Source organism: Massilia sp. UYP11 (genome assembly GCF_050434805.1).
Taxonomy (GTDB): Bacteria; Pseudomonadota; Gammaproteobacteria; order Burkholderiales; family Burkholderiaceae_D; genus Telluria.
Map to the genome: position 1 here is coordinate 63,440 of NZ_JBNDJE010000017.1, position 23,029 is coordinate 86,468.

Here is a 23,029-nt window from a genome sequence, read left to right on the forward strand (position 1 = left end):
GTTCAAGTAAATTTATAACCGCCGGTCACTCGACTTCGTGAACCGGCTCCGATACAGTCTGAAAACTCGGAATTGTCGTCATCCCAAGGCCTTTCCAGCCTCCGGCCACTCACATCTCATGGTTCAGCAACATACCAGGCGCGTGTCCGCCGCGTTCGCTACGTGCGCGCTCGCCTTCCTGTCCTCTCACGCCCGCGGCGCCGAAGCGCCGGCCGAGGCGGCCTTGCGCGCATGGAAGCTGTCCGGCTTCGGCACGCTCGGCATGGTGTATGCCGACTCGCGCAGCGCCGACTTCACCTCGTCGGTGCTGCGCGCCGACGGCGCCGGCTACACGCGGGCCTGGAGTCCGGACGTCGACAGCCGCCTCGGCGCCCAGTTCGACCTCCATCTGGGCGCCTGGTCGGGTGTGCTGCAGGTGATCAGCGAGCAACGGCCGGACGGCAGCCATGCGCCCCAGCTCGAATGGGCCAACGTGAAGTACCAGCTGACGCCCGACCTGGCCGTGCGCGCCGGCCGCATCGCCCTGCCCGTCTTCCTCGGCGCCGATTCGCGCAAGGTCGGCTACACGATTGCCTGGGTGCGCACGCCGGTCGAGGTCTATGGTGCCCTGCCGATTTCCAGCAGCGACGGCCTGGACGCCACCTGGCGCTGGGGCACGGGTTCGGTGCTGCACGCCACCCAGGCATTCGTCGGCCGCACCAACCAACGCCTGCGCAACGGGCTGCGCATCAAGGCCGACGACATCGTCGGCCTGTCGCACAGCATCGAGCGCGGCGCCGTCAGCGCGCGCCTGTCGGCCGCCAGCGGACGCCTGCACACCGCCATCGGAGAAGAGCTGATCGTCGGCCTGCGCGGCATCAAGCCGGCCGGCGACGCGCTGGCCGACCGCTACGAGATCACGAACAAGCGCGTTTCGATGGTCAGCATCGGCATGAGCGTCGATCCGGGCGCCTGGTTCGTGACGGCCGAGTGCGGGCGTACCCGCACCGACTCGCTGCTGGGCGGCGGCACCTCGCTGTATGTCGGCGCGGGCCTGCGCCGCGGCGCACTGACGCCCTATGCCGGGTATGCCCAGGTGCGCGCCGACGTCCCGACCCGCGATCCCGGCCTGCCGCTGGACGGCTTGCCGCCGGCGCTGGCCGCGGCGGCCGTCCGTATCAATGCCGGCCTGAATGGCTTCCTGGCGGCGATCCCGGTGCAGTCCACCTGGAGCGCCGGCCTGCGCTGGGATGCGGCGACCAATATCGCGCTCAAGCTGCAGCTCGACCGGGTGCGTCCGCGCCAGGGCTCGCGCGGCACCCTGATCAACAACCAGCCCGACCTGCGTCCCGACCGCGCGGTGCACGTCGGCAGCGTGGCCATGGATTTCGTGTTCTGATGCGCGCGCACTCCCGCCCCTTCCCATCCTTGCGGCGCATCCCCGCCGCCCTCGCCCTCGCCCTTGGCCTGGCCGCCGCCAACGCGTCGGCCGAACTGGTGGTGGTGGTCTCCAACCGCAGCCAGGTGGCGGCCATCGATGCCCACCAGGTGGCGGCGATCTTCCTCGGCCATGCCAGCCGCTTCCCGGACGGCACCCGGGCGGTCGCGGTCGACCAGCAGCTCGGCGCGGCGCAGCGCGACAGCTTCTACCGCGAAGTCACCGGCAAGACGCCGGCCCTGCTCAAGGCGCACTGGTCGAAGATGGTGTTCACCGGCCGCGGCCAGCCGCCGCGCGAAGCCAGCGGGGACGCCGGCGTGCGTCGCCTGGTGGCCGGGAATCCGGCGATGATCGGCTATATCGAGCGCGACGCGCTCGACGCCTCGGTGCGCGCCGTGCTGGTGCTGCCGTGAGGATGCGATGAACACGCTCGCGTCCACCACGCCGGCCGCAGCGGCGGCCACGGCGGCGGCCACGGCGGCGGCGTCGACCGCCTCCCGTGCGCGGGCGCGTCGCGGCACGCCCGCGCGCTGGCTCGCCCTCGCGCTCGAGACCCACATCTCGCTGCCGCTGTTCGCCCTGTGCCTGCTCGGCGCCATGTGGTTCGGCACCCTGCATGTGATCGAGGCGGAACGCCGCGCCGCGGAAGGGGCCGCGCGCAACGCCACCCACGAGCTGCTCGACACCTACGAGGCGCAGATGGCGCGCAGCCTGAGCAACATCGACCAGACCCTGCGCGTGCTGAAATACGCGGTCGAGCAGAGCGGCGCCGGCGGCGCGCTGTCGGCGCTGGCGGCCAAGGGCCTGCTGCCGCCCGGCCTGGTGTTCCAGGTCGAGATCACCGACCGCCACGGGCGCGTGGTGGCCAGCAACCCGGACGTCGGCCCGCGCGACCTGTCCGGCGCCGGCTACTTCGAGTTCCACCGCCATCACCAGCAAGACCTGCCCTACGTGAGCCACGCCATCGTCCATCCGGGCGCCAGCGAACCGCACTTGCATTTCACGCGCCGCATCGACGACGCCGCCGGCCGCTTCGCCGGCGTGGCCGTGGTCGCGGTCGACCCGGCCTATTTCACCAGCTCGTACGAACGCTCGCGCCAGGGCGAGCGCGGCCTGCTCGGCCTGGTCGGCGTCGATGGCGTGGTGCGCGCGCTGCGTATCGGCGAACAGGTCTCCTGGGGCCAGGCCTACGCGGTCGACCCCACGGACATGATCAACCTGCGCACCTGCCGCATCGATGGCCAGACGCGCTACACCACCAGCCGGCCGCTGGGCGGCTTCCCGCTGCTGGCGGTGGCCGGGCTGTCGGAAACCGAACAGATGGCGCGATTTGGCCAGCAGCGGCGCGCCTGGCTGCTGGGCGCAGGCGCCGGCAGCGCCCTGCTGGTGGCGGTGGTGATCCTGGTCAGCGCCTGGTCCTGGCAGCTGGCCAAGGCGCGCCGGCGCGAGCGCCAGGCCCAGGAGACCTATGCGGCCGCATCCGAGGCCAGCCCGGACGCGTTCTTCGTCCTGCGCAGCATCATGGATCAGCATGGGCGCGTGGCCGACTTCACCATCGTCACCACCAACAGCCGCGCCGAGCAGCTCACGGGCCTGCGCAAGGAGCAGCTCACCGGCCAGCGCATGTCGGTGATGCTGCCCGGGGCCTTCAGCGCCGGCATCTTCGCCGACCTGGCCGCGGTGGCGCTGAGCGGCGTCGCGCGCGAAACCGAATGGCTGGCGCGCCCGCTGCCGCGGGGCGAACGCTGGCTGTACCGCCAGGCGGTCGCGGTCGAGGGCGGCGTGGTGGCGATCGTGCGCGACATCACCGAACGCAAGCTGGCCGAAGGGCGAATCCGCCACCTGGCGCACCATGACGACCTGACCGGCCTGCCCAACCGCAGCCTGCTGCGCGAACGCCTGGAGGAGGCGATCGGAGCCGCCGCGCGCGACGGCGGCGCGGTAGGCCTGGCCTTCATCGACCTCGATGGCTTCAAGCTGGTCAACGACGCCCTCGGCCACAACGCCGGCGACGCCCTGCTGAAGGTGGTCGGCGCGCGCATGGCACGCTGCCTGGGCGCGGGCGACACGCTGGCGCGCTTCGGCGGCGACGAGTTCGTGATCCTGCTGCCGGCGCTGTCGGGCGAGCCGGGATCGATCGCGCCGCTGCTGGAAAAGGTGCGCCAGGCGGTCACCGAGCCGGTGCTGGTCGAGGACCAGGAAGTGCGGGTCAGCTGCAGCGTCGGCGTGACCGTCTATCCGCGCGACGGCGTCGACGCCAGCACCCTGATGATGCACGCCGACGTCGCAATGTATCGCGCCAAGGAGCTGGGCAACGACAACGTCCAGTTCTACGCCAGCGAGATGAACGCCAGCATCGACGAGAAGCTGGTGCTGCTGGAAGGCTTGCGCGCCGCGCTCGACACCTGTGCCGACGGTCATGCCGGCCCCTGCCAGTTCGAGCTGCTGTACCAGCCCAAGGTGGACCTGCGCTCGGGATGCCTGTTCGGCGTCGAGGCGCTGATCCGCTGGCACCATCCGGAACAGGGCCGGGTTTCGCCCGAGCGCTTCATTGGCCTCGCCGAAGAGAGCGGGCTGATCGTTCCGATCGGCGAATGGGTGCTGCGCACCGCCTGCGCCCAGAGCGCCGCCTGGCGCGCCGCCGGCCTGCCGCCGGTCAGCATGTCGGTCAACGTCTCGGCGCGCCAGTTCGAGGACAAGCGCCTGGTCGAGCGCATCGCCGACGCCCTGCGCGCGAGCGGCCTGCCGCCCGAAGGTCTCGAGGTCGAGGTGACCGAAAGCCTGATCATGCGCGACCTGGGCCGCTCGGTGGACAAGATGCGCGAGCTCAAGGCCATGGGCGTGTCGCTCTCGATCGACGATTTCGGCACCGGCTACTCCAGCCTGTCGGCGCTGAAATCGTTCCCGATCAGCCGCCTCAAGATCGACAAGTCCTTCGTTGCCGACCTGGCCGACCGCGCCGACGACCAGGCGATCGCGCTGGCCGTGATCTCGCTCGGTCACAAACTGAACCTGCGCGTGATCGCCGAGGGCGTCGAGACCGAGCAGCAGCGCGACTTCCTGCGCGCCAATGACTGCGACGAGATGCAGGGCTATCTGTTCAGCCGCCCGCTGCCCGCGCAGGCGCTGGCGTGCCTGCTGGCCGACAGCCGCAAGGGCGTGGCGTGAATCCGGCGCGCGACACCACCAGCGTCCTGCTCGGCGCCGAGCCCGCGCTGCGGCGCATGCTCAATTACTGGATCGCCACCACCTTGCTGTACCTGGCCGGCGCCCTGCTGCTGGCCGGCCAGGTGGCGGCCGGCCACACGCCGCGCGCGCCGGCCCTGGCGCTGGCCGCCGCCGCCGGCGGCGGCACGCTGGTCTTCTATGCCCTGATCCGCTTCAGCGCGGCACTGGGCCTGGCGCCCGGCGCGCTGGCCATGCTGCAGTCGCTGTTCGCGATCGGCTGCGGCATGGCCTCGTATGCGATCGCGGGGCCGATGCGCGCCGCGCTGCTGTGCATGACGGTGGTGATCGTCGCCTTCTGCGCCATCGCCCTGCGCCCGCGCCAGACCATGTTCCTGTCGAGCGTCGCGCTGGGCGGCATGGGCGCCGTCATGGGGTGGCTGCAGGCCGCCGACCCGCTGCGCCACCCGCCCGAGATCGAGGCCATGAACTTCGGCTACCTGGCGGCGGCGCTGCTGTCCACCGCCCTGCTGTCGAGCGAGATGACCAAGCTGCGCCGGCGCATGAAACGCAAGAAGCAGGAGCTGGAACAAGCCCTCGCGACCATCCGCACCCTGGCCACGATCGACGAGTTGACGGCCCTGGCCAACCGCCGCCACATGAACGAACTCCTGTGCGCCGAGGAACGGCGCCAGCCGCCCGGCGCGCGCAGCTGCGTGGCCCTGCTCGACATCGATTTCTTCAAGCAGGTCAACGACCGCCACGGCCACGCGCTGGGCGACGCCGTGCTGCGCGAGTTCGCCGCGACCGCACGCGGCGCCCTGCGCGCGCGCGACACGCTGGCGCGCTGGGGCGGCGAGGAATTCCTGCTGCTGTTGCCGGACGCCGCGCCGCACGACGCGCGCCAGGTGCTCGAGCGCGTGGCCGACCACGTGCACGCGCTGCGCGTCGAGGGGCTCGACCCGCAACGGCGCATCAGTTTTTCGGCGGGCCTGGCCGAGCGGCGCACCGGCGAGCCGTTCACCGAGGCGATCAGCCGCGCCGACAAGGCGCTGTACCAGGCCAAGGCCGCGGGACGCGACCGCATCGAGGTGGCCTGAAGCGCGATCGAAACCGGCTAGAATGAGCGTCATGCACCCCGACCTGTCCGCCATTGCCGCCTACGTGATGCCCGCGGTGCCGCTGCGCGCCTGCGACGTCGGCTTCCTGTTCGGCACCCGCCACGGCGTGGAGGAATTCTGCCGCGCCGCCCACGACCTGTGGCAGCGCGGCATGTTCCGCGTGCTGCTGGTGTCGGGCGGCGTCACGCGCGGCGACGCGCGGCCCGAGGCCGAGGTGATCGGCGCGCGCCTGGTCGAACTGGGGATGCCCCCGGCGCTGCTGGTGCTGGAAACCGCGGCCGCCAATACGGGAGAAAACGTGATGCTCGGGCGCGCCGCGCTGGCCGCGCGGATGGACCTGGCGGGCGTGCGCAGCGTGCTGGCGATCGGCAAGGCCTGCGCCATGCGGCGCTACCTGATGACGCTCGAGCGCCACTGGCCGGGCCTGGCGCTGGCGGGCTGCCCGGTCAATTATTTCGGCATCGCGACCGAGCGCTGGCACGAGCACCCGGAATTTCGCGCCCGCGTGCTGGCCGAGTACGACAAAATCCCCGGCTATCTCGAGCGCGGTTTTCTGAGCGAACTGGCCGGCTATGGCGCTTATCCGCGCAAGCCCCTGGCCTCGGCGTCGGCCTCGAGCGCCGCCTGAACGGCGGGCGCCGGCGCCGCCGCGCGCAGGCGCCGGATCAACTCGCCGGGGTCGCTCTCGGACAGCATCAGGCCTTCGTGCTCGGGCCGCACGAAGCCTTGCGCCACCTGGTGGCGCACGAAGGCGCGCAGGCCGTCGTAGAAGCCGTTGACGTTGAGCAGGCCGATCGGCTTGGCGTGGATGCCCAGCTGGGCCCAGGTCACCATCTCGAACAGCTCTTCCAGGGTGCCCATCCCGCCCGGCATGGCGATGAAGCCGTCCGACAGGTCCGACATCATCGCCTTGCGCTCATGCATGTCCTTGACCACGAACAGGCGGGTCAGGCCAGCGTGGCCGACCTCGCGCTCGACCAGCGCGCGCGGGATCACGCCGGTGGCTTCGCCGCCGAGGCGCAGCACCTCGTCGGCGATCACGCCCATCAGGCCGACCTTGCCGCCGCCGTAGACCAGGGCGATATTGTGCTCGACCATGGCGCGCGCGAGGGCGCGCGCGGCGTCGGCGTACAGGGGATCGGCGCCGAGCGCGGCGCCGCAATAGACGGCCAGGGTTTTCATCGTGTCAGCCTCAGAAGAAGTCGGCGCCCGGCCTGGCGTCGGCCGAGAGTTTTTGGAGATAGTCGTCGGACAGCTTCTCGAACAGCACCCGGGTCTCGCCGCGCAGGTAGGGGCCCACCATCGACAGCACCTGGTAGCAGCCGCGCGCCAGCGCGTCGGCGATGGCCTGCTGCTCGCTGTACTTGCGCGGGTTGCGCACGTATTCGAACGACAGCCAGTAGGTCGCCACCACCACCATATTGGTCGCCATGGCGCCGATCTGCTGGTCGGACGCCTCGAGCGAGCCTTCGCTGCGCAGGTCTTCGCACAGCTGGCGCGCGACCTTGATCTTGTGGGCGTGGATGGCCTTGAAGTGCAGTTCGAGCTTGCGGTTGCGCGACAGCAGGTCGTTCAGGTCGCGGTAGAAGAAACGGTAGCGCCAGATCAGCTTGAACATATGGTGCAGGTACAGCCACACGTCTTCCATGTTCGAACGGCGCCCTGCCGGCACCGCGAGCACGCGCTCGATCTCCGCCTCGAACTGGACGAAGATCGAATTGACGATGTCGTCCTTGTTGCGGAAATGGTAGTACAGATTGCCGGGCGAGATATTCATCTCCTCGGCAATGACGGTCGTCGTGATATTGGGTTCGCCGAACTCGTTGAACAGCCTGAGCGACAGCTCGAGGATGCGTTCACGGGTGCGGCGCGGAGCTTTTTGTTGCATGAAGGCCGGAGTTAATAGTGCATTCCCGCAAGGATAACATCGAACGGTCGTTCGATGAATCTTTCGATCGCCCCCGGCCCATTGGCCCGGGTCAGGCGGCCGCGCGCTGGCGCTGCAGGCGGAAGGCCTCGTCGATCCGTTCGCGCAGGGCGCGCGCGCCCAGCGGCTTGACGTAGTGGCCGTCGGCCACGCCGCAGGCGATCGCGGCCTCGATCTCGGCGAGGTCGGGCTGGCCGGACAGCATCAGGCGCACGGTCGTGGGATAACGCTCGGCGGCGCGCGCCAGCACTTCGGTGCCGCGCATGCCGGGCATGGCCTGGTCGCACAGGATCACCTCGACCGCTTCGTGGTCGAGCACCGCGAGCGCCTCTTCGCCCGAGCTGGCGCTGAGCACGCGGTAGGGCTGGCCGGCCAGCATGTCGTTCAGCACGCCCAGCATGAAGCGGTCGTCGTCGACCAGCAGCAGCGTGCCCCCTGCGGGCGCGGCGCCGGAACCTGGCACGAGTGCGGGCGCGGACGCCGGCACGCTCGCCGCAGCCGGAGCGGCAGCCGGGGCGGCAGCCAGAAAGGCTTCGAGTTCGGCGACGAAGCTCTCCGGTTCGATCGGCTTGCCGATGTAGCCGTCGAAGCCGGCGGCCAGCACCTTTTCGCGGTCGCCCGCCATCGCCAGCGCGGTCACGGCCAGGATCGGCACGCCGGAAAGCTGCGGATCGGTCCTGAGCGCGGCCAGCACCGCGAAGCCGTCCATGCCGGGCAGGTTGACGTCGCAGGCAATCAGGTCGGGGCGCTCGCTGCGCGCGGCGGCCACGCCGCGCGGGCCATCAGAGGCGCACAGCGGCGTGTGTCCGTAGGCGCCGAGCAGGAACGACATCAGCTCGATGTTGGCCGGGTTGTCTTCGATGATGAGGATGCGGGCCACGGTGGCGCTCCGGGAATGCGGTGTTGTCCTCACTCTACCACGCGGCGCGGCGGGAGTCGGCTACGTGATGCCACGTCGATGGGGCGTTGCGGCAGGCGCCGCACGGTCGCTGCGCAAGGCCTCGATCTCGCCCATGACCATGGCCAGCACGCGCGGGTTGCGGCCGAGCGCCACGTGGCCCACGCCGCCCAGCGCCAGGTTGCGCGCGCCCGGCAGTTCGCTCGAGGTCTGCGGCGCGATGATGTTGTCGTGGTGGCTGTAGATCGACACGATCCGCGCGCGTATCTCGGGCGCTTCACCGCCCGCGAGCGCGGTGAGCCACGCGCAGTCGGGTCCGGCCACGCCCATGCGCCGCATCTGGCCCGCGTTGATGCCCAGGCCAAAGGCGGCCAGGCAGGTGCCGTGGTGCGGCGTGCCGAGCGTGATGAGGCGCGCCACCCGCCCTGCGCCGTGGGTGCGCATCCAGGCGCGCGCCGCCAGCCCGCCCATGCTGTGGGCGACCACGATCAGTTGCGCCGCGCCGGCCTGCGCGCACAGCTGCCCGGCCGCTTCCTCGATGCGCGCGGCATAGCCGTCGATGTCGCCGGTCAGCGGTTCCAGGTCGAGCGTGGCGTGGCTGATGCGCGCCGCATCCAGCAGCGGCGCCAGATAGGCCCAGTAGCCGCTGTTGCAGCCATAGCCGTGCACCAGCAGTACCGGCGGCGCCGCCGCGCCGGGATGGAGGCGGGTGCGCGCTTGCGCGCGCGGCATGTGCCAGGAGGTCATCAGCATGCTGGTGCTGAACTCTTCCCAGGCCATGCGCAAGGCGGCGCCCGGCGCGATCTGGAAAGCGGGCGGGGTCGGGCTGGCGGCGCGTGCCGACAACAGGAAATTGTTGACGTTGATAACCAGGCGCACCAGCGCCACGCTGCCCAGCCCCAGCGCCGCGGCCTGCCAGCCTGTCAACCCGAGCCAACGCATGCCGGCCGCGCCGATGCCGAGCGCCGCCAGTGCCTGCACCAGGAGGATCCATCGCAGCAGGGTGCGCGAGCTCATGCCAGCGCCGCCGCCGGGCGGCCCGTCAGGTTTGCCGCCAGGCCGCTCGCCAGGCGCGCCGTGACGGCGTAGACGGTCAGCTGCGGATTGGCGCCGAGCGAGGTCGGGAACAATGAACCGTCGTGCACCGACACGTTCGCCAGTCCCCGGTAACGGCCGGAGGGATCGACCACGCCGCCGCGCTCGTCGCCGCTCATGGCGCAGCCGCCCATCGCATGGGCCGAGACCACGCGCGTGAGGTGGGCGCGCTGCGGCAGGGCCGCGATCTCGCGCCGCGCCTCGGCCCAGGAACGGTAGCGCTGGGCCTTCTCGTGCGCCGGCTGCACGCTGCGGGCGCCGGCCGCGAACTGGATCTCGGCCATGGAAAGCAGCGCGCGCCGTGCGCCGTCCCACAGGTAGTCGTTCAGCTGGTAATCGAGTTCGCCGCTGCCGTCATGGCGCAGGCGCACGACGCCGCCGGGCGACTCGTCGTGAAAGCCGTCGCGCAGCAGCGCCAGCATGGCGCCCAGGTGGGCGAAGTCGCGCATCGCCGCCGCATGCTGCTCGCCGAAACCGCTCATCATGGTGGCCGTCAGCAGCGGATGCAGCGGCGGCGTTTCGAGCTTGTAGCCCATCGGGCCGTCGATCGGGCCCTGCGCCAGGAAGTGGTCGGAATACACGCTCTGCGGCGCCCCGGCCCAGCCCTCGACCCGCTTTTCGTGAAAGGCGGCCGAGATCACGGTCGGGTGCAGGAAAGTGCGCTTGCCCAGCTCGCCGCTGGGATCGGGCGCTTTCGAGCGCAGCAGCAGCGCCGGGGAATTGATGGCGCCGCCGGCGACCACGAAGTGGCGCGCGCGCAGGCGCAGCTGGCGTCCGCTCGGCAGCACGCCACCGCCGTCGAGCGCGGTGCAGACCAGCTCCTCGGCCTGCTGGCCGCGCAGGACCAGGCGCTCGGCGCGCGCGCGCGTGACGAGGGTGGCGCCGTTGTCGAGCGCCGCCGGGATGCTGGTGACCAGCATCGACTGCTTGGCATTGGTCGGGCAACCCATGCCGCAGTAGCCCAGGTTCCAGCAGCCCTGCACGTTGCGGCGGATGGCGGCGCTCGGGATGCCGAGTCTTGCCGCGCCGCGGCGCAGGATGTCGTTGTTCTCGTTCGGCCCGACCAGCCAGTCGACCACGCCGGTGCGGCGCTCGGCCATGGCGAACCATGGCGCCAGCTCGTCGTTTGAAGCGAATGCGAGACCGTGGTGGCGGCGCCACCAGGCCAGGGTCGATTCGGGGGTGCGAAAGCTCGAGGTCCAGTTGACCGTGGTCGAGCCGCCGACGGCGCGGCCCTGCAGGATGTTGATGGCGTTGTCCGCCGTCTTGCGCGCACCCGATTCCTGGTACAGGTCGGGATAGGCGTCGGCTTCGCGCATCTGGAAGTCGCGCGAGGATTTCAAGGGGCCCTCTTCCACCACGATCACCGACAGGCTTGACCTGGCCAGGATCTCGGCGCTGATGGCGCCGCCGGCGCCGCTGCCGACGATGACGACGTCCGCCTCCAGCGTGCGGTCGTGCTCGAGCCGCGAGCCGTCGATGACGCGCCAGCCGCGCGCCAGGCCGGCTTCGATCGGATCGGGAATGCGGGCGGTCATGCCGGCACCCTGGGCGGACCGGGGTAGCCGAGCGCTTCCCAGCTGGCCGGCTGCGCATACCACGCGCCCAGCACCAGGTCGTGCAGCGCGCCGTAGGCGCTGCGCATCAGCTTGAGGCGGTGCACGCGCCACTCTTGCAGGAAGGCGCTGACGTGGGCGATGTCGGCGCTTTCCCAGCCGGTCGGCACGCCGGTGAGCAGGCGCCGCGCCGGACGCAGGGCCAGCAGGCCGAACAGGTCTTGCACTTCTTCTTGCGTGGCTTGCGGCAGGCCGCGGATGGCGGCTTCGACGGCGTCGATGGCGCGCGTCAGCTGCTGCGCACGGCGGCCGGGATCGTGGGCCAGCGCGCCGTCGAGGATGGCCGGCGCGATCGCGTGCAGCGCGGCGCGCGCCTCGCCGGCGAGGGCGAAGCGGCGCGGCGCCTGTGTGTGCGTGGCGCGGTACCAGGCGCCGCCGGCGCCCAGCGCCAGCGCGGCCAGGCCGCCCACGGCCAGGAAGGTCCTGCGAGAGGTGCGGGAGAGATTCGCCATGTCCTTAGTGTACGACATGCGCCGGGCAAGGACGGTTCAGCGGGGCGGCCTGGCCTTCAGGATCGCGCTGGCGATGCCGCGCAGGATGTTGACTTCTTCGGTCTCGAGGCCGGTGCGCGCGAACAGGCGCTTCAGGCGCGGCATCAGCTTTTTCGGGTTGTCGGCGTCGAGGAAGCCGATCGCCGTCAGTGCCTGTTCCAGGTGCGCGTACATGCCATCCACCTGCGTGACGCTGGCGCTCTCGCCATGAAAGCCCACGCCGCGCGCATCGACGCCGTCGCCCGCCGCCGCCAGCCGCGCTTCATAGGCCAGCACCTGGGCCGCCTGCGACAGGTTGAGCGACGAGTAGTCGGGATTTGCCGGGATGTTGATCAAGACGTTGCAGCCTTCGACGATCCCGTTCGGCAGGCCGACCCGCTCATTGCCGAACACGATGGCCGGGCGCAGCTCCGGCTGGTTGCCGGCATCGGCGGCAAAGGAGGCGAAAGCGCGCGGGGTCCAGACCGGCGGCGAGAATTCACGCAGGCGCGCCGAGACCGCGGCGGCGAAGTTGCAGCCGTCCAGCGCCTGCCTGACGTCGGCGACGATGCGCGCCTGGCTCAGGACATCGATGGCGCCGCTGGCGAAGGCCACCGCCTCCGGATCGGTCAGCGGATCCTGGCACTTGGGGGCGACCAGCACCAGGTCGCTGAAACCCATCGTCTTCATGGCGCGCGCCACCGAGCCGACGTTGCCGGCGCGGCTGGTCTCGACCAGGACGAAGCGCAGGCGCTTGAAAAGAGAAGTGTCGGTTTGGGTCGGGTTCATTTACAATAGCGACCATCGCGCAGTGCGGACGGTTTTTTGTGATAACGGGAACAAGCCCGCGATTGTAGCCGTTTCGGCACTGCCCTGCTCTTTAATCACTCTTTAATAGCTGATCGTTCACGACACCCCCTGTGCGTGAGTGGGCGTTCGCGTTTTTCACGGAAAAGCCTCCATGCACCCAATGCTCAACACGGCCATCAAGGCCGCCCGCCGCGCCGCCACCGTCATCAACCGCGCGTCCTTCGATATCGATCGCATCGTCGTCTCCGAGAAGCAACACAACGACTTCGTCACCGACGTCGACCAGGCGGCGGAACAGGCGATCGTCGAGACCCTGCTCAAGGCCTATCCGACCCACGCCATCCTGGCGGAAGAAAGCGGCGCATCCGGCAACCTGAACGACGAGAGTGAATTCGTGTGGATCATCGACCCGATCGATGGCACCACCAACTTCCTGCACGGCTATCCCAACTACTGCATCTCGATCGCGCTCAAGCACCGCGGCGTGATCACCAACGGCCTGGTCTACGACCCGGTCCGCAACGACCTGTTCACCGCGACCAAGGGCGCCGGCGCCTACCTCAACGACAAGCGCATCCGCGTGCGCCCCACCGAGCGCATCGGCCGCGCCCTGCTGTCGGCCGGCCACGGTCCCGATCCCCGCGCGCTGGCCGAATACCTGCGCATGTACGAAGTGGTCGCCTCGCGCAGCCACGGCGTGCGCAGCGGCGGCTCGGCGGCGCTGGAACTGGCGAACGTCGCGGCCGGCCGCATCGACGGCTATTTCGAAAAAGGCCTGAAGGTATGGGATATCGCGGCCGGCGCCCTGCTCGTGACCGAGGCCGGCGGCATCGTCGGCGAATTCAATGGCGAGTCCGAATACCTGAACAAGGGCCACGTGATCGCCGCCGGCCCGAAGGTTTTTGGCGCACTCGTCCCGCTGCTTTCGCCTTTCGCGTAAAATAACGACTTACCAGGGGCCACTGGCAGGCTGCGCTTGCCGGTGGCCCGTTTGCTTTTCCAGGCGTCTTACAAAGCATTACATAGTCAGACGCAAAAACTTTCTACAGTGAAACTAAATTCACGATAATCCTTGCTGACCGCCTTGCGCGGCAGCGTCCGGGCGACCGCTTGATCGCGCGCCCGCCTCAATCCGATTCCCAGGACTTGCCGCCACTGTGGCGACGGGCCGTTTTTTACTGAAAAAATCTATGTCATTCTCTTCACTTGGTCTCTCTGACGCGATCGTGCGCGCGGTGACCGAACAAGGTTATACCGCCCCGACGCCGATCCAGAGCCAGGCCATCCCCGCCGTCCTGAACGGCGGCGACCTGCTGGCCGGCGCCCAGACCGGCACCGGCAAGACCGCCGGCTTCACCCTGCCGATCCTGCACCGCCTGTCAAGCGACGCCGTCGGCGCCGCCCAGCGCAACAAGACCGCGCCGCGCGCCATCCGCGCCCTGGTGCTGACCCCGACCCGCGAACTCGCGGCCCAGGTCGAGGAAAGCGTGCGCCTGTACGGCAAGTACACCAACCTGAATTCGGCCGTGATCTTCGGCGGCGTCGGCATCAACCCGCAGATCAAGCTGCTCAAGCACGGCGTCGACATCCTGGTCGCCACCCCGGGCCGCCTGCTGGACCACGCGGGCCAGGGCACGATCGACCTGTCGAAGATCGAGATCCTGATCCTGGACGAAGCCGACCGCATGCTGGACATGGGCTTCATCCACGACATCCGCAAGGTGCTGGCCCTGCTGCCACCGAAGCGCCAGAACCTGCTGTTCTCGGCCACCTTCTCGGACGACATCAAGGCGCTGGCCGACCGCCTGCTGGACAATCCGCAATCGATCGAGGTCGCGCGCCGCAACTCGACCGTGGAAGTGATCGCGCAAACGATCCACCCGGTGGACCGCGACAAGAAGCACCCGATGCTGGCGCACCTGATCAAGTCGAACAACTGGCAGCAGGTGCTGGTGTTTACGCGCACCAAGCACGGCGCCAACAAACTGGTGGAACAGCTGGGCAAGGACGACATCAGCGCGATGGCGATCCACGGCAACAAGAGCCAGTCGGCGCGCACCAAGGCGCTGGCGGAATTCAAGGATGGCAGCCTGCAAGTGCTGGTGGCCACCGACATCGCGGCGCGCGGCATCGACATCGACCAGCTGCCGCACGTGGTGAACTATGACCTGCCGAACGTGCCGGAAGACTATGTGCACCGCATTGGCCGTACCGGCCGTGCGGGCGCGACGGGCGAAGCGGTGTCGCTGGTGTGCGTGGACGAGCACCAGATGCTGAAGGACATCGAAAAGCTGATCAAGCAAACCCTGCCGCGCGCAGTGATCCCCGGCTTCGAGCCCGACCTGAACGCCAAACCGCAACCGATCCAGCTGCGTAGCGGCGCCCCGGGCCACACGGGCCGCGGCGGCCGTCCAGGCGGCGGCGGTGGCCGTGGTCACGGCGGTGGCGGTGGCGGTGGCGGTGGCGGCAAGCCGCGCACCCCGGGCACCGGCGCCCCCGCCGCGAAGCGCCAGAGCGGCCCCCGCCCCGCCTCCGCCGCCCGCCGGGACCGCTGATCCACAAGGGTCAACAACGAGGGTCAGTGTCGAATTATTGGGAAAGATTGTCACACCACCCAATCCGCTGACTTGACCCTCTGATTGTTTCAGCCAAGTTATTACCCAATAATGAGGGTCAGAGTCGAATTAAGTGACAACTTTCGAATGTTGTCATTTAATTCTACTCTGACCCTCATTGTTTTATTCCCTTCGCGCCATTGAATTGCCCGCTTTTCGTGAATAGCGATTTATCCTGCGCATTTTTTTGCCAGTTTCCATCAAAGCCTTATCCCACCGTGAACTTTAGCCTTTAAATCAATGAGGGTCAGAGTCGAATTATTGGCCAATAGCCATAATTCATTTTGACGACGGAAAAGTCAGGAGATGAGCATTCCGTTAGTAATTTGCTCAATAATTGGGGTCGGAGTCGAATTGTTTGACAACTCTGAATGTTGTCATTTAATTCGACTCTGACCCCGATTGTTATGCGGAGGGGGTTAGATTACGAGGGGGAATTGATAATTGGCAATGTGAGCCGGTGCGGGTTTGGAAGAATGGGGTTTTCGGGCTGGCGGTCGGGAGGATCCACAATGCTGCGTCGCATGATGGTGGGGCTGGTGTTGGGGCTTGGCGTGCTGCTCGGCGGCTGCGCATCGCCTGGATCGGTCAGCTTGCAGGAGGTGCGCGAGTTCGCGGATGCCTCCGCCAAGCTGGGTGGGTATGCGGAATTGTCGCGGCGCTACCGCGATACCTACGAGCGCGAGCAGCCCTATCTGTCGCCGCAGGCCGAGCGCATCGCGCGCGAAAACGATGCGCGGCGGCGCGCCGTCTATGACGACTTCGTCGCCATCCAGAAGACGCTGGTTCTGTATATGCAAACTCTCAGCCTGCTGGCGGGCGACGGACGCTACGACTTGTCGGATCGGATCGATGACTTGGGCAATGGACTGAAGGCGAATGTCGAATCCGGCTTGCAGCAGCGTCATGTGGCGGCGTACACGGGCATGACCCGGTTGCTCACGCGCGTGATCGCCTCGGGTTATCAGAACCGCAGCGTCGAGACCATGGTGCGCGACGGCGATGCGGATGTGCAGGTGCTGCTCGATGCCATGATCTCGCTCACCCGCCTCTATTACAAAACCAACGAGAATGAAAAGAAGACCGTGCTCGGCATCTTCGATGTGGAGCTTCCATTTTCGAACCGAAATACGGATCGTATGCTGGTCACCCTGGCCAAGGTGCACTACCTGAACAAGTCGACCGAGTACAAGCTGATCGACCGCCGCTACGAGCTGGCGCTGCAGGGACTGACCAAGGTGGCGCTCGGCCACCAGAAGATGCGCGAGAACATGCACAAGCTGACGAGCGACGAGACGCGGCGCATGCTCGCCAACTACGGCCGCGACCTGCGGGCGATCCGCGACGGACTGAACGGCGATTGAGGAGACGTCATGCAGGACTCATCACACGAGAAAACCAGCCCGTCGGATGCGGCTGCCGCGCAGGACGGGACTCCTCCGGCGCAGGCCATCGCTGCCGAGGGCCGGGCCGCGCCACCCGCCGAGGCCCAGGACGCCGTCGCCACGACCGCCCATGCCGCGGGCGCAGGCGGCCTGTCCAGCATGCAGCACGTGGTCGAACTGGCCGATGGCCTGTCGACGATCGCCGACCGCCTGCACGAACGCATCCTGCGCGAGATCCGCAGCTACGACGGCGGCAGCGTCCCGGTCCAGGTGCAGGACGCCATGCGCCGCCTGCTGGACGATGAAATGGTGTTGCGCCAGCGCGCCAACACCTTGTATGCCGACGCCGCCGCCTTCGTCATCCAGGGCCTGGACCAGCCGCAAAGCCGGCTCGTAGGCCTCACTTCCGCTGCCGCCGAAAAGATCCGGCGCATCGGCGTGATCGGCGAAGTCACCGGCCTCGTCGGCGGCCTGCTGTCGCTGGCCGGCGCCGTCGCCACCGGCCAGCCGACACCGATCGCGCTGGCCATCGAAAAAATCCATCTCCACAGCACCACCCTCGATGCGCTGACGCCGCCGACGGCCGCGGTCTGAACCTTGGTCTGAATCGCAGCCTGAGTTGCAGCACGAATCGCAGCCCGCGGCGGCGAGGCCGCCGCAGGCCGCCACCTCATCAATACATATGCTGTCCGCCATTGATGGCAATATTGGCGCCCGTCAGATAGCCTGCCAGGTCCGACACCAGATACGCCACCAGCCCCGCCACTTCCGCCGGCTTGCCCAGCCTGCCGACGGGGATCTGCGGCAGGATGCGGTCGCGCAGCACGTCCTGCGGCACTTTTTCCACCATGGCGGTGTCCAGGTAGCCGGGCGAGACCGTGTTGACCGTGACGCCGTGGCGCGCCACTTCCAGCGCCAGTGACTTGGTGAAGCCGTGCATGCCAGCCTTGGCCGCGGCGTAATTAGCCTGGCCGAAAGCACCTTGCTGGCCATTGACCGAAGAGATATTGATGATGCGCCCCCAGCGCTGCGCGATCATCGCCTCGAGCACTGGCCGGGTCATATTGAATACACTGTCGAGATTGGTGCTCATGACCGCTTGCCAGTCTTCCCCGCTCATCTTGCGCATGCTGCGGTCGCGCGTGATCCCCGCGTTGTTCACCAGGACGTCGATGCGGCCCAAGTCGCCCAGCACACGCTGCACGACGTTCTCGCAGGCACTACCATTGGAAACGTCGAGCTCATAGGCGCGCACCTTGACGCCGTCCGCTTCCTGGCCGGCCAGCCAGGCGTCGCGACGTACATTCTGCGGCGAATGGGTCGCCGCCACCAGGAACCCTTCCGCATGCAGGCGCCGGCACAGCGCCGTGCCCAGCCCACCCATCGCCCCCGTCACCAGGGCTACCCGCGCTTCGTGCTTTGCTACCTGCTTTGCTACCGTGTCTCCTGCCATGTCGTACTCCTGTTCTCGTTGGCGCGCCGCTGGCGCGGCTGCGAGCATCCGAGTGTATGGAAACGACAACAGTAGGCTGTTGATTAGGATCAAGTGTGAACAGGACAAAACCTCTGTGCAATGAACAACACGACAAACACGGTGCCTGGCGCCACGACAATTCAGGCGATGACGTCGGGCCTGCTGCTGGGATCGAAATCGGCCCAGTCGCCGCCGGCGATATTGCCCTGGGCGCGCTCGATGTGGTGGGCGCCCAGCTGGCGCAGCAGGTCGACGGCGCGTGCCTGCAGGTCGGGATCGTCGAAGGCGACCGCCACCAGCATGCCTGCCGGACGCGGCGGCACGGCGTTTTCGCCACCCTCTTCGGGCTCGCCCCGCTCTTTCATCTTGCTGAAGCTGAACAGCGAGCCGACATGGCCGCCCACCAGCCCGCCGACGACCGGGCCCAGCGGTCCGGTGACGGGCGAGGTGGCGGCGCCCAACGCTGCACCGACGGCGCCGCCGGTGGCCACGCCCTGCATCACGCCTTCGGGCGCTTCCTTGGCGCCGGGCGACTGGATATGGTCGCCGCCGATGGGCGTCATGTCGTGCTGGCCAGGCTGGGTCAGGTAGAACCCGCTGATGCGGTCGACATCGAATCCGGCGTCGACCAGGGCGTCGCGCGCACGGTCGACCTCGTCCTGAAGCTGGAAACGTCCTGCGATGATGATGGACATCGGCGAATCCTCCCCATTAATGTGGCAAATAAGTGGCAACCAAGTGGTGGCAAATAAAGGCAAAAGTGGCAGATACGGTAGCTCGAGCGTATGCGGGCCGCGCCCAGCGATCTGTACGCGATCGCACGCTGCTCGTTGCCACTGCAAGGCCAGGGTTACCATAAGTACTCAACCGGAAATAAATGTTTTATTGATGGGTGAGTACTTAGCGCCACTGTCCATAGACGACGCCGTAGCTCGGCGCTTGCTCCGCCGGCGGCGGCGGAGCGCTCTGCCATTGGCGTGGATCGATCCGGTAATACTTGAGGAATTCCTCGTACAGGTCCGGATGGCGCGCCGCCAGCTGGTGCGGCTGCTCGAAGAAGCTTTCGGTGGCCACTGCGAAGAACTCGGCGGGATTGGTCGCGCCATAGTGGTCGAGCACGCCCTGCGTGCCCCACATCGCCTCCTGGCGCAGGTTGGCATAGTCGCGCGACAGCACCTCGGACCAGCTTCGGTAGCGCTCGCCGCTGCCCAGGTAGGGAGCGCCATTCGTATTGCCCGACTCGCTGTCGAGCTGGTGGGCGAATTCGTGCAGCACCACGTTGTGGCCGGCCGGCGCGGCATGGCCGGCGCGCCGCACATGGTCCCACGACAAGATCACGCGGCCATCGCCCCAGGATTCGCCCAGCAGGTCCTGGCGCTCCTCGGTCACCACGCCCGCCACGTCGACCTGCTTGCGCGGCGCCAGGAAGGCGCCGGGATAGACCAGGATCAGGTCCAACGTCGGATAGATGTCGGGCTTGCCCGTATCGCCGACCCGCCCCAGCAACAGCAGGCAGGCCTGGGCCGCGATCGTCACCCGCATCTCGTCGGTGACGTCCAGACCGGCGCAGCCGACGAATTTCTTCTCGTGCAAAAATTGCTGGACCATGCGCTGCAGGCGCCGGCGCTGCCCGTCGTCCATCCCACCGTATTGGGCGAGATTGCGCGCCAGGATGGCCGCTTGAAACGCCGGCAAGGGCCGCGCCAGCGCCTGCCGCAGGCGCCACTTCGGCCACAGCCAGGCTGCCAGCGCAGCCAGGCCCAGCGCGCCGACTACGATGCCTTCCACGGTCAGGCCCTGCCGGCCAGCCAGGCCTGCACCTCGTCGGCGCCGCCGATCAGCTCGCCACCGACGAAGACTTGCGGCCAGGTCATGCGGCCGGTGACGCCGCGCAGGACGATAGTGTTGATCTTCTGGTCTTCGGAGATATCGGTAAAGTGGATGTCATTGTCGCGCAGCGCCTGCTTGGCACGGGCGCAATGGGGGCAGCCGGGACGCGAGAACATGACGACCGGTTCCGGTACTTCGGCATCCGGCGCCAGATAGGCCAGCATGGTATCGGCGTCCGATACCTCGAACGGATCGCCTTCACGCTCCGGTTCGATGAAGATCTTCTCGATCACGCCGTCGCGCACCAGCATCGAATAGCGCCAGGAGCGGCGGCCGAAACCCAGCTCGCGCTTGTCGACCAGCATGCCCATGCCCTCGGTAAAGTCACCGTTGCCGTCTGGAATAACTGTGATGTTGCCCGCATCCTGCCCGGCTTTCCACTGGTTCATGACGAAGGCATCGTTGACCGCGATGCACAGGATGTCGTCCACGCCGTGCGAATGCAGTACCGGCGCCAGTTCGTTATAGCGCGGCAAGTGGGTCGAGGAACAGGTCGGCGTGAACGCGCCCGGGAGGGAAAACACGACGACCGTACGGCCCTTGAACAGCTCGTCCGAACTGAGGTCACGCCATTGATCGTCCGGCCTGGCCTTGAAGACCACGCTCGGGACTGCTTTGCCTTCCAGCGATTCGGCACTCGGTAACATCTTCACTCCTATCTGGTTGCACCTGCCGGCGAGCGGCGACATGGCAGGCAAGTGAGGATAATTGACCGGTTTTCAACATAAGAGTTGCAATAAAGTGGTCACCCGGATGGCGTCCCGCGGCAGCCGGCCTGGACGGTGGGGCCTGAAAAAACAAAGCCGCGCATGAAGCGCGGCACAAATGACGACAGCGATCGTCTGACCGGAGTCGTTGCGGGTCTCTACCGCAACGCCTCCGGGCGCGCACTCAGGCGCGTTCCTTGGCGGTAACGGCATTCTGGCTCGGCGCCGGGCCGAACAAGGCAGCCACCAGCGGGTCACGCGCGACCGGGCTGCGGTTCACGCGGATGGCGTAGTGGGTGTCATCGGCCAGGATGTGGAAATGGCGACCGCTGCCGGCCATGCTCTGCTCGCGCAGGCCTGGACGTTCCTTGCGTGGGGCAACACCTTCGCGCTTCGGCTGGCAGATCGCGGCCAGGAAGGCCTTGACGCGATCCGGATCCGGCGAGATCTGGTACACGGCCTTGCCGAGGTAGGTGGCGGTGCCTTCGATATAGCGCGCCAGTTCGATCACGCCGGCTTCGCGCAGGTCGCGGATGTACTTGCGGGCGCCCGACGGCGAGAATTTGAGGAACCAGGCGATCTCGTCGGCCAGCATTTCGTGGTTCGACAGCTCGTTGATCAGCTTCTGCATGTTTTCGATGCGACGCTGAGTGGCCGAGGTCGAACGCACCCGTTCGATCGGGGCCAGCGAAATCGGGGCGCGCTCGGTCGGTTGTGGTGGGACGCGCTCGATCAGCGCCGAATTGCTGGTAGTGTGCACTGCGCCGGTGTCGCCGGAGACCGCGTTGTGCTGAGTCGTTGCATGCATATCGATGAGCTCCAATATAGAGAGTGAGACTGTGTGGTCCGGGTCGCTGTGTGTCGTCTGACACCCTGACAACATCTCGGTTCCGCTTAACTGGGCTCAAGATTGCCTGCATCAGACACTATGGTCTGTGCGCCAACCAACATTCAACAACATTCCTAAAAGCATTTATTTAGCGACCCCTTCCGGCGTGGACGATGCGGCACATGCGAGCGCTCCCACCGGGCGTCTGCCTGCGCCACACGGGATGGCAGAATGTCACACAACTTTCCTAATATAAATATTTCGTTCTGGCGGGCGATGGAGTGCGCCATCACGCTCGTCACGTCGTTACAGCTCGTTTCATCTTAGAAATGTAGAGATTTTTCCACTGTTGTAAAATTGCACAGCCATTCCGCGTTGGGTGCGCTACCGCACCGAGCTTACGGAACTTGCACTGTTATGCTTTATCCAACATCGCTGCTGACGTATGCGTTGTCATCAACTTTTAACCTACGGGAGTTACCTGTGAACAATACCAAGAAGATCGCCCTGGCTGCTGCACTGCTGTGCGCATCCGGCGCCACCCTCGCCCAAGAACTCAACCCGTCGTGGTACATCCAGCCAAGCGTCAACCACGTGAAGCCGGATGCCGACTTCGGCGTGGATGATCGCGACACCGGTGGCGGCCTGAAGTTCGGTAAGGCGGTGCACCAGAACTGGGACATCCAGATCGGCGCCAGCCAGACCCGCTTCGAGCAAGGCATCAACGACTACCGCCAGACCCTGCTGGGCGTCGACGCCCTGCTGATGCTGAGCCGCGATCGCTTCCGTCCGTTCGTCCTGTTCGGCCTGGGCGCCGAGCGTGACAAGGTTGAGAACCGTGTCGCCGGCCGCTTCGTCGAGAAAAACTCGCCGTACGCGACCGTCGGTATCGGTTTCCAGGCTAGCCTGACCCCGCAATGGTCGCTGCAGGCCGACCTGCGCACCGTGCGCGGCTTCCTGCGTGATGACGAAGAATTCGGCTTCAAGCGCAGCAACAACAAGATGCTGACCGTCGGCCTGAACTACGCGTTCAACCCGCCGCCAGCACCGCCGGCACCGGCGCCAGCCCCAGTGGTCGAGGCTCCGGCTCCAGCACCGGCGCCAGTCGCACCGCCGCCGCCACCAGCACCGCGCTTCCAGAAAGTGACCCTGGAAGCCACCAAGCTGTTCGCCTTCGACAAGGCTGAAGTGATCACCCCGGCGCCGAAGCTGGACGAGATCGCCGCCGCCCTGCAGGCCGACACCTCGGTTACCAACGTCGAGATCACCGGCTACACCGACCGCCTGGGTTCGGAATCGTACAACCAGAAGCTGTCGGAGCGCCGCGCCAACGCCGTGCGCGAATACCTGGTCGGCAAGGGCATCGACGGCAACCGCCTGCGCGCCGTCGGCAAGGGCGAAGCCAACCCGCTGGTCGAGTGCAACCAGCGCAACCGCGCTCAGCTGATCGCTTGCCTGGAACCGAACCGTCGCGTCGAAGTCGACCAGATCACGGTCGAAGTGCCAGTGCAGCAGTAATACCTTAGGCGACATCGCCTTGACGCACTCGCCCTCCCGCCCGCCGTCCCGTACGGCGGCCGGGGGAGCGGGTGGTCGCGGCAACGCTTGAC

Annotated in this window: 22 protein-coding genes; 10 read left to right on the top strand and 12 right to left on the bottom strand. The window is 67.4% G+C overall.

All coding sequences use genetic code 11. From position 1 onward, the window contains the following. Positions 1-118 precede the first annotated feature (118 nt). From ABIB38_RS19085 to ABIB38_RS19105, 5 genes are read left to right on the top strand one after another with little or no spacing between them, the layout of a single operon-like run. Positions 119-1,378, top strand: coding sequence for a hypothetical protein (locus ABIB38_RS19085; protein WP_429206282.1), 1,260 nt, complete (start codon positions 119-121; stop codon positions 1,376-1,378). After that, positions 1,378-1,830, top strand: coding sequence for a phosphate ABC transporter substrate-binding protein (locus ABIB38_RS19090; protein WP_429206283.1), 453 nt, complete (start codon positions 1,378-1,380; stop codon positions 1,828-1,830). The genes ABIB38_RS19085 and ABIB38_RS19090 overlap by 1 nt, the downstream gene beginning before the upstream one ends. Positions 1,831-1,837: 7 nt before the next feature. Continuing rightward, positions 1,838-4,585 carry a bifunctional diguanylate cyclase/phosphodiesterase gene (locus tag ABIB38_RS19095; protein ID WP_429206284.1) on the top strand — a complete coding sequence of 916 codons (2,748 nt, stop codon included), beginning with the start codon at positions 1,838-1,840 and terminating at the stop codon, positions 4,583-4,585. Further along, entirely contained in the window at positions 4,549-5,682 is a 1,134-nt protein-coding gene (locus ABIB38_RS19100) for a diguanylate cyclase (RefSeq protein ID WP_429206285.1), read from the top strand. The genes ABIB38_RS19095 and ABIB38_RS19100 overlap by 37 nt, the downstream gene beginning before the upstream one ends. 22 nt (positions 5,683-5,704) lie before the next feature. Further along, positions 5,705-6,331 carry a YdcF family protein gene (locus tag ABIB38_RS19105; protein WP_429206286.1) on the top strand — a complete coding sequence of 209 codons (627 nt, stop codon included), beginning with the start codon at positions 5,705-5,707 and terminating at the stop codon, positions 6,329-6,331. Here ABIB38_RS19105 and ABIB38_RS19110 read toward each other — a convergent pair. The 7 genes from ABIB38_RS19110 to ABIB38_RS19140 form a co-directional block, all read right to left on the bottom strand. After that, a complete protein-coding gene (locus ABIB38_RS19110) occupies positions 6,283-6,885 on the bottom strand; it encodes a TIGR00730 family Rossman fold protein (protein ID WP_429206287.1) in 603 nt (200 codons plus the stop codon). The two genes, ABIB38_RS19105 and ABIB38_RS19110, sit on opposite strands and share 49 nt — an antisense overlap. A gap of 10 nt (positions 6,886-6,895) precedes the next feature. Then, on the bottom strand, positions 6,896-7,591 hold the full coding sequence (locus ABIB38_RS19115) for a TetR/AcrR family transcriptional regulator (RefSeq protein WP_429206288.1): 696 nt from the start codon (positions 7,589-7,591) through the stop codon (positions 6,896-6,898). 91 nt (positions 7,592-7,682) lie between these two features. Continuing rightward, positions 7,683-8,510, bottom strand: a complete 828-nt coding sequence (locus ABIB38_RS19120; RefSeq protein ID WP_429206289.1) for a response regulator — start codon at positions 8,508-8,510, stop codon at positions 7,683-7,685. A 60-nt stretch (positions 8,511-8,570) separates the two neighbouring features. Continuing rightward, positions 8,571-9,545 carry an esterase/lipase family protein gene (locus tag ABIB38_RS19125; protein WP_429206290.1) on the bottom strand — a complete coding sequence of 325 codons (975 nt, stop codon included), beginning with the start codon at positions 9,543-9,545 and terminating at the stop codon, positions 8,571-8,573. After that, positions 9,542-11,161 carry a GMC family oxidoreductase N-terminal domain-containing protein gene (locus ABIB38_RS19130; RefSeq protein ID WP_429206291.1) on the bottom strand — a complete coding sequence of 540 codons (1,620 nt, stop codon included), beginning with the start codon at positions 11,159-11,161 and terminating at the stop codon, positions 9,542-9,544. The genes ABIB38_RS19125 and ABIB38_RS19130 overlap by 4 nt, the downstream gene beginning before the upstream one ends. Then, positions 11,158-11,691 (bottom strand): hypothetical protein, encoded by a 534-nt coding sequence (locus ABIB38_RS19135; protein WP_429206292.1) that lies wholly within the window; start codon positions 11,689-11,691, stop codon positions 11,158-11,160. The genes ABIB38_RS19130 and ABIB38_RS19135 overlap by 4 nt, the downstream gene beginning before the upstream one ends. 36 nt (positions 11,692-11,727) lie before the next feature. Then, positions 11,728-12,498 carry an RNA methyltransferase gene (locus ABIB38_RS19140; protein ID WP_429206293.1) on the bottom strand — a complete coding sequence of 257 codons (771 nt, stop codon included), beginning with the start codon at positions 12,496-12,498 and terminating at the stop codon, positions 11,728-11,730. Between the two features lie 181 nt (positions 12,499-12,679). On the opposite strand from ABIB38_RS19140, the gene ABIB38_RS19145 reads away from it, so the two are divergent. The 4 genes from ABIB38_RS19145 to ABIB38_RS19160 all read left to right on the top strand — a co-directional run bounded on the left by ABIB38_RS19145 (position 12,680) and on the right by ABIB38_RS19160 (position 17,113). Beyond that, on the top strand, positions 12,680-13,459 hold the full coding sequence (locus tag ABIB38_RS19145) for an inositol monophosphatase family protein (protein WP_429206334.1): 780 nt from the start codon (positions 12,680-12,682) through the stop codon (positions 13,457-13,459). Positions 13,460-13,709: 250 nt separating this feature from the next. Next, positions 13,710-15,074, top strand: coding sequence for a DEAD/DEAH box helicase (locus tag ABIB38_RS19150; protein WP_429206294.1), 1,365 nt, complete (start codon positions 13,710-13,712; stop codon positions 15,072-15,074). A 572-nt stretch (positions 15,075-15,646) separates the two neighbouring features. Then, positions 15,647-16,498, top strand: coding sequence for a hypothetical protein (locus ABIB38_RS19155; protein WP_429206295.1), 852 nt, complete (start codon positions 15,647-15,649; stop codon positions 16,496-16,498). A gap of 9 nt (positions 16,499-16,507) precedes the next feature. Next, complete coding sequence (locus tag ABIB38_RS19160) at positions 16,508-17,113, top strand: hypothetical protein (protein ID WP_429206296.1); 606 nt, start codon at positions 16,508-16,510, stop codon at positions 17,111-17,113. 79 nt (positions 17,114-17,192) lie between these two features. On the opposite strand, the gene phbB is transcribed toward ABIB38_RS19160, so the two are convergent. The 5 genes from phbB to ABIB38_RS19185 all read right to left on the bottom strand — a co-directional run bounded on the left by phbB (position 17,193) and on the right by ABIB38_RS19185 (position 21,398). Next, a complete protein-coding gene (phbB, locus tag ABIB38_RS19165) occupies positions 17,193-17,972 on the bottom strand; it encodes an acetoacetyl-CoA reductase (RefSeq protein ID WP_429206297.1) in 780 nt (259 codons plus the stop codon). Between the two features lie 161 nt (positions 17,973-18,133). Continuing rightward, positions 18,134-18,688: a hypothetical protein gene (locus tag ABIB38_RS19170; RefSeq protein WP_429206298.1), complete on the bottom strand. Its 555-nt coding sequence runs from the start codon at positions 18,686-18,688 to the stop codon at positions 18,134-18,136. A 205-nt stretch (positions 18,689-18,893) separates the two neighbouring features. Beyond that, complete coding sequence (locus ABIB38_RS19175; RefSeq protein WP_429206299.1) at positions 18,894-19,781, bottom strand: zinc-dependent peptidase; 888 nt, start codon at positions 19,779-19,781, stop codon at positions 18,894-18,896. Positions 19,782-19,783: 2 nt separating this feature from the next. Then, complete coding sequence (locus ABIB38_RS19180) at positions 19,784-20,530, bottom strand: glutathione peroxidase (RefSeq protein ID WP_429206300.1); 747 nt, start codon at positions 20,528-20,530, stop codon at positions 19,784-19,786. 244 nt (positions 20,531-20,774) lie between these two features. Further along, positions 20,775-21,398 carry a winged helix-turn-helix domain-containing protein gene (locus ABIB38_RS19185; RefSeq protein WP_429206301.1) on the bottom strand — a complete coding sequence of 208 codons (624 nt, stop codon included), beginning with the start codon at positions 21,396-21,398 and terminating at the stop codon, positions 20,775-20,777. Between the two features lie 504 nt (positions 21,399-21,902). Between ABIB38_RS19185 and ABIB38_RS19190 the strand changes: the two genes are divergently transcribed. Continuing rightward, positions 21,903-22,937, top strand: coding sequence for an OmpA family protein (locus ABIB38_RS19190; RefSeq protein ID WP_429206302.1), 1,035 nt, complete (start codon positions 21,903-21,905; stop codon positions 22,935-22,937). Positions 22,938-23,029 lie beyond the last annotated feature (92 nt).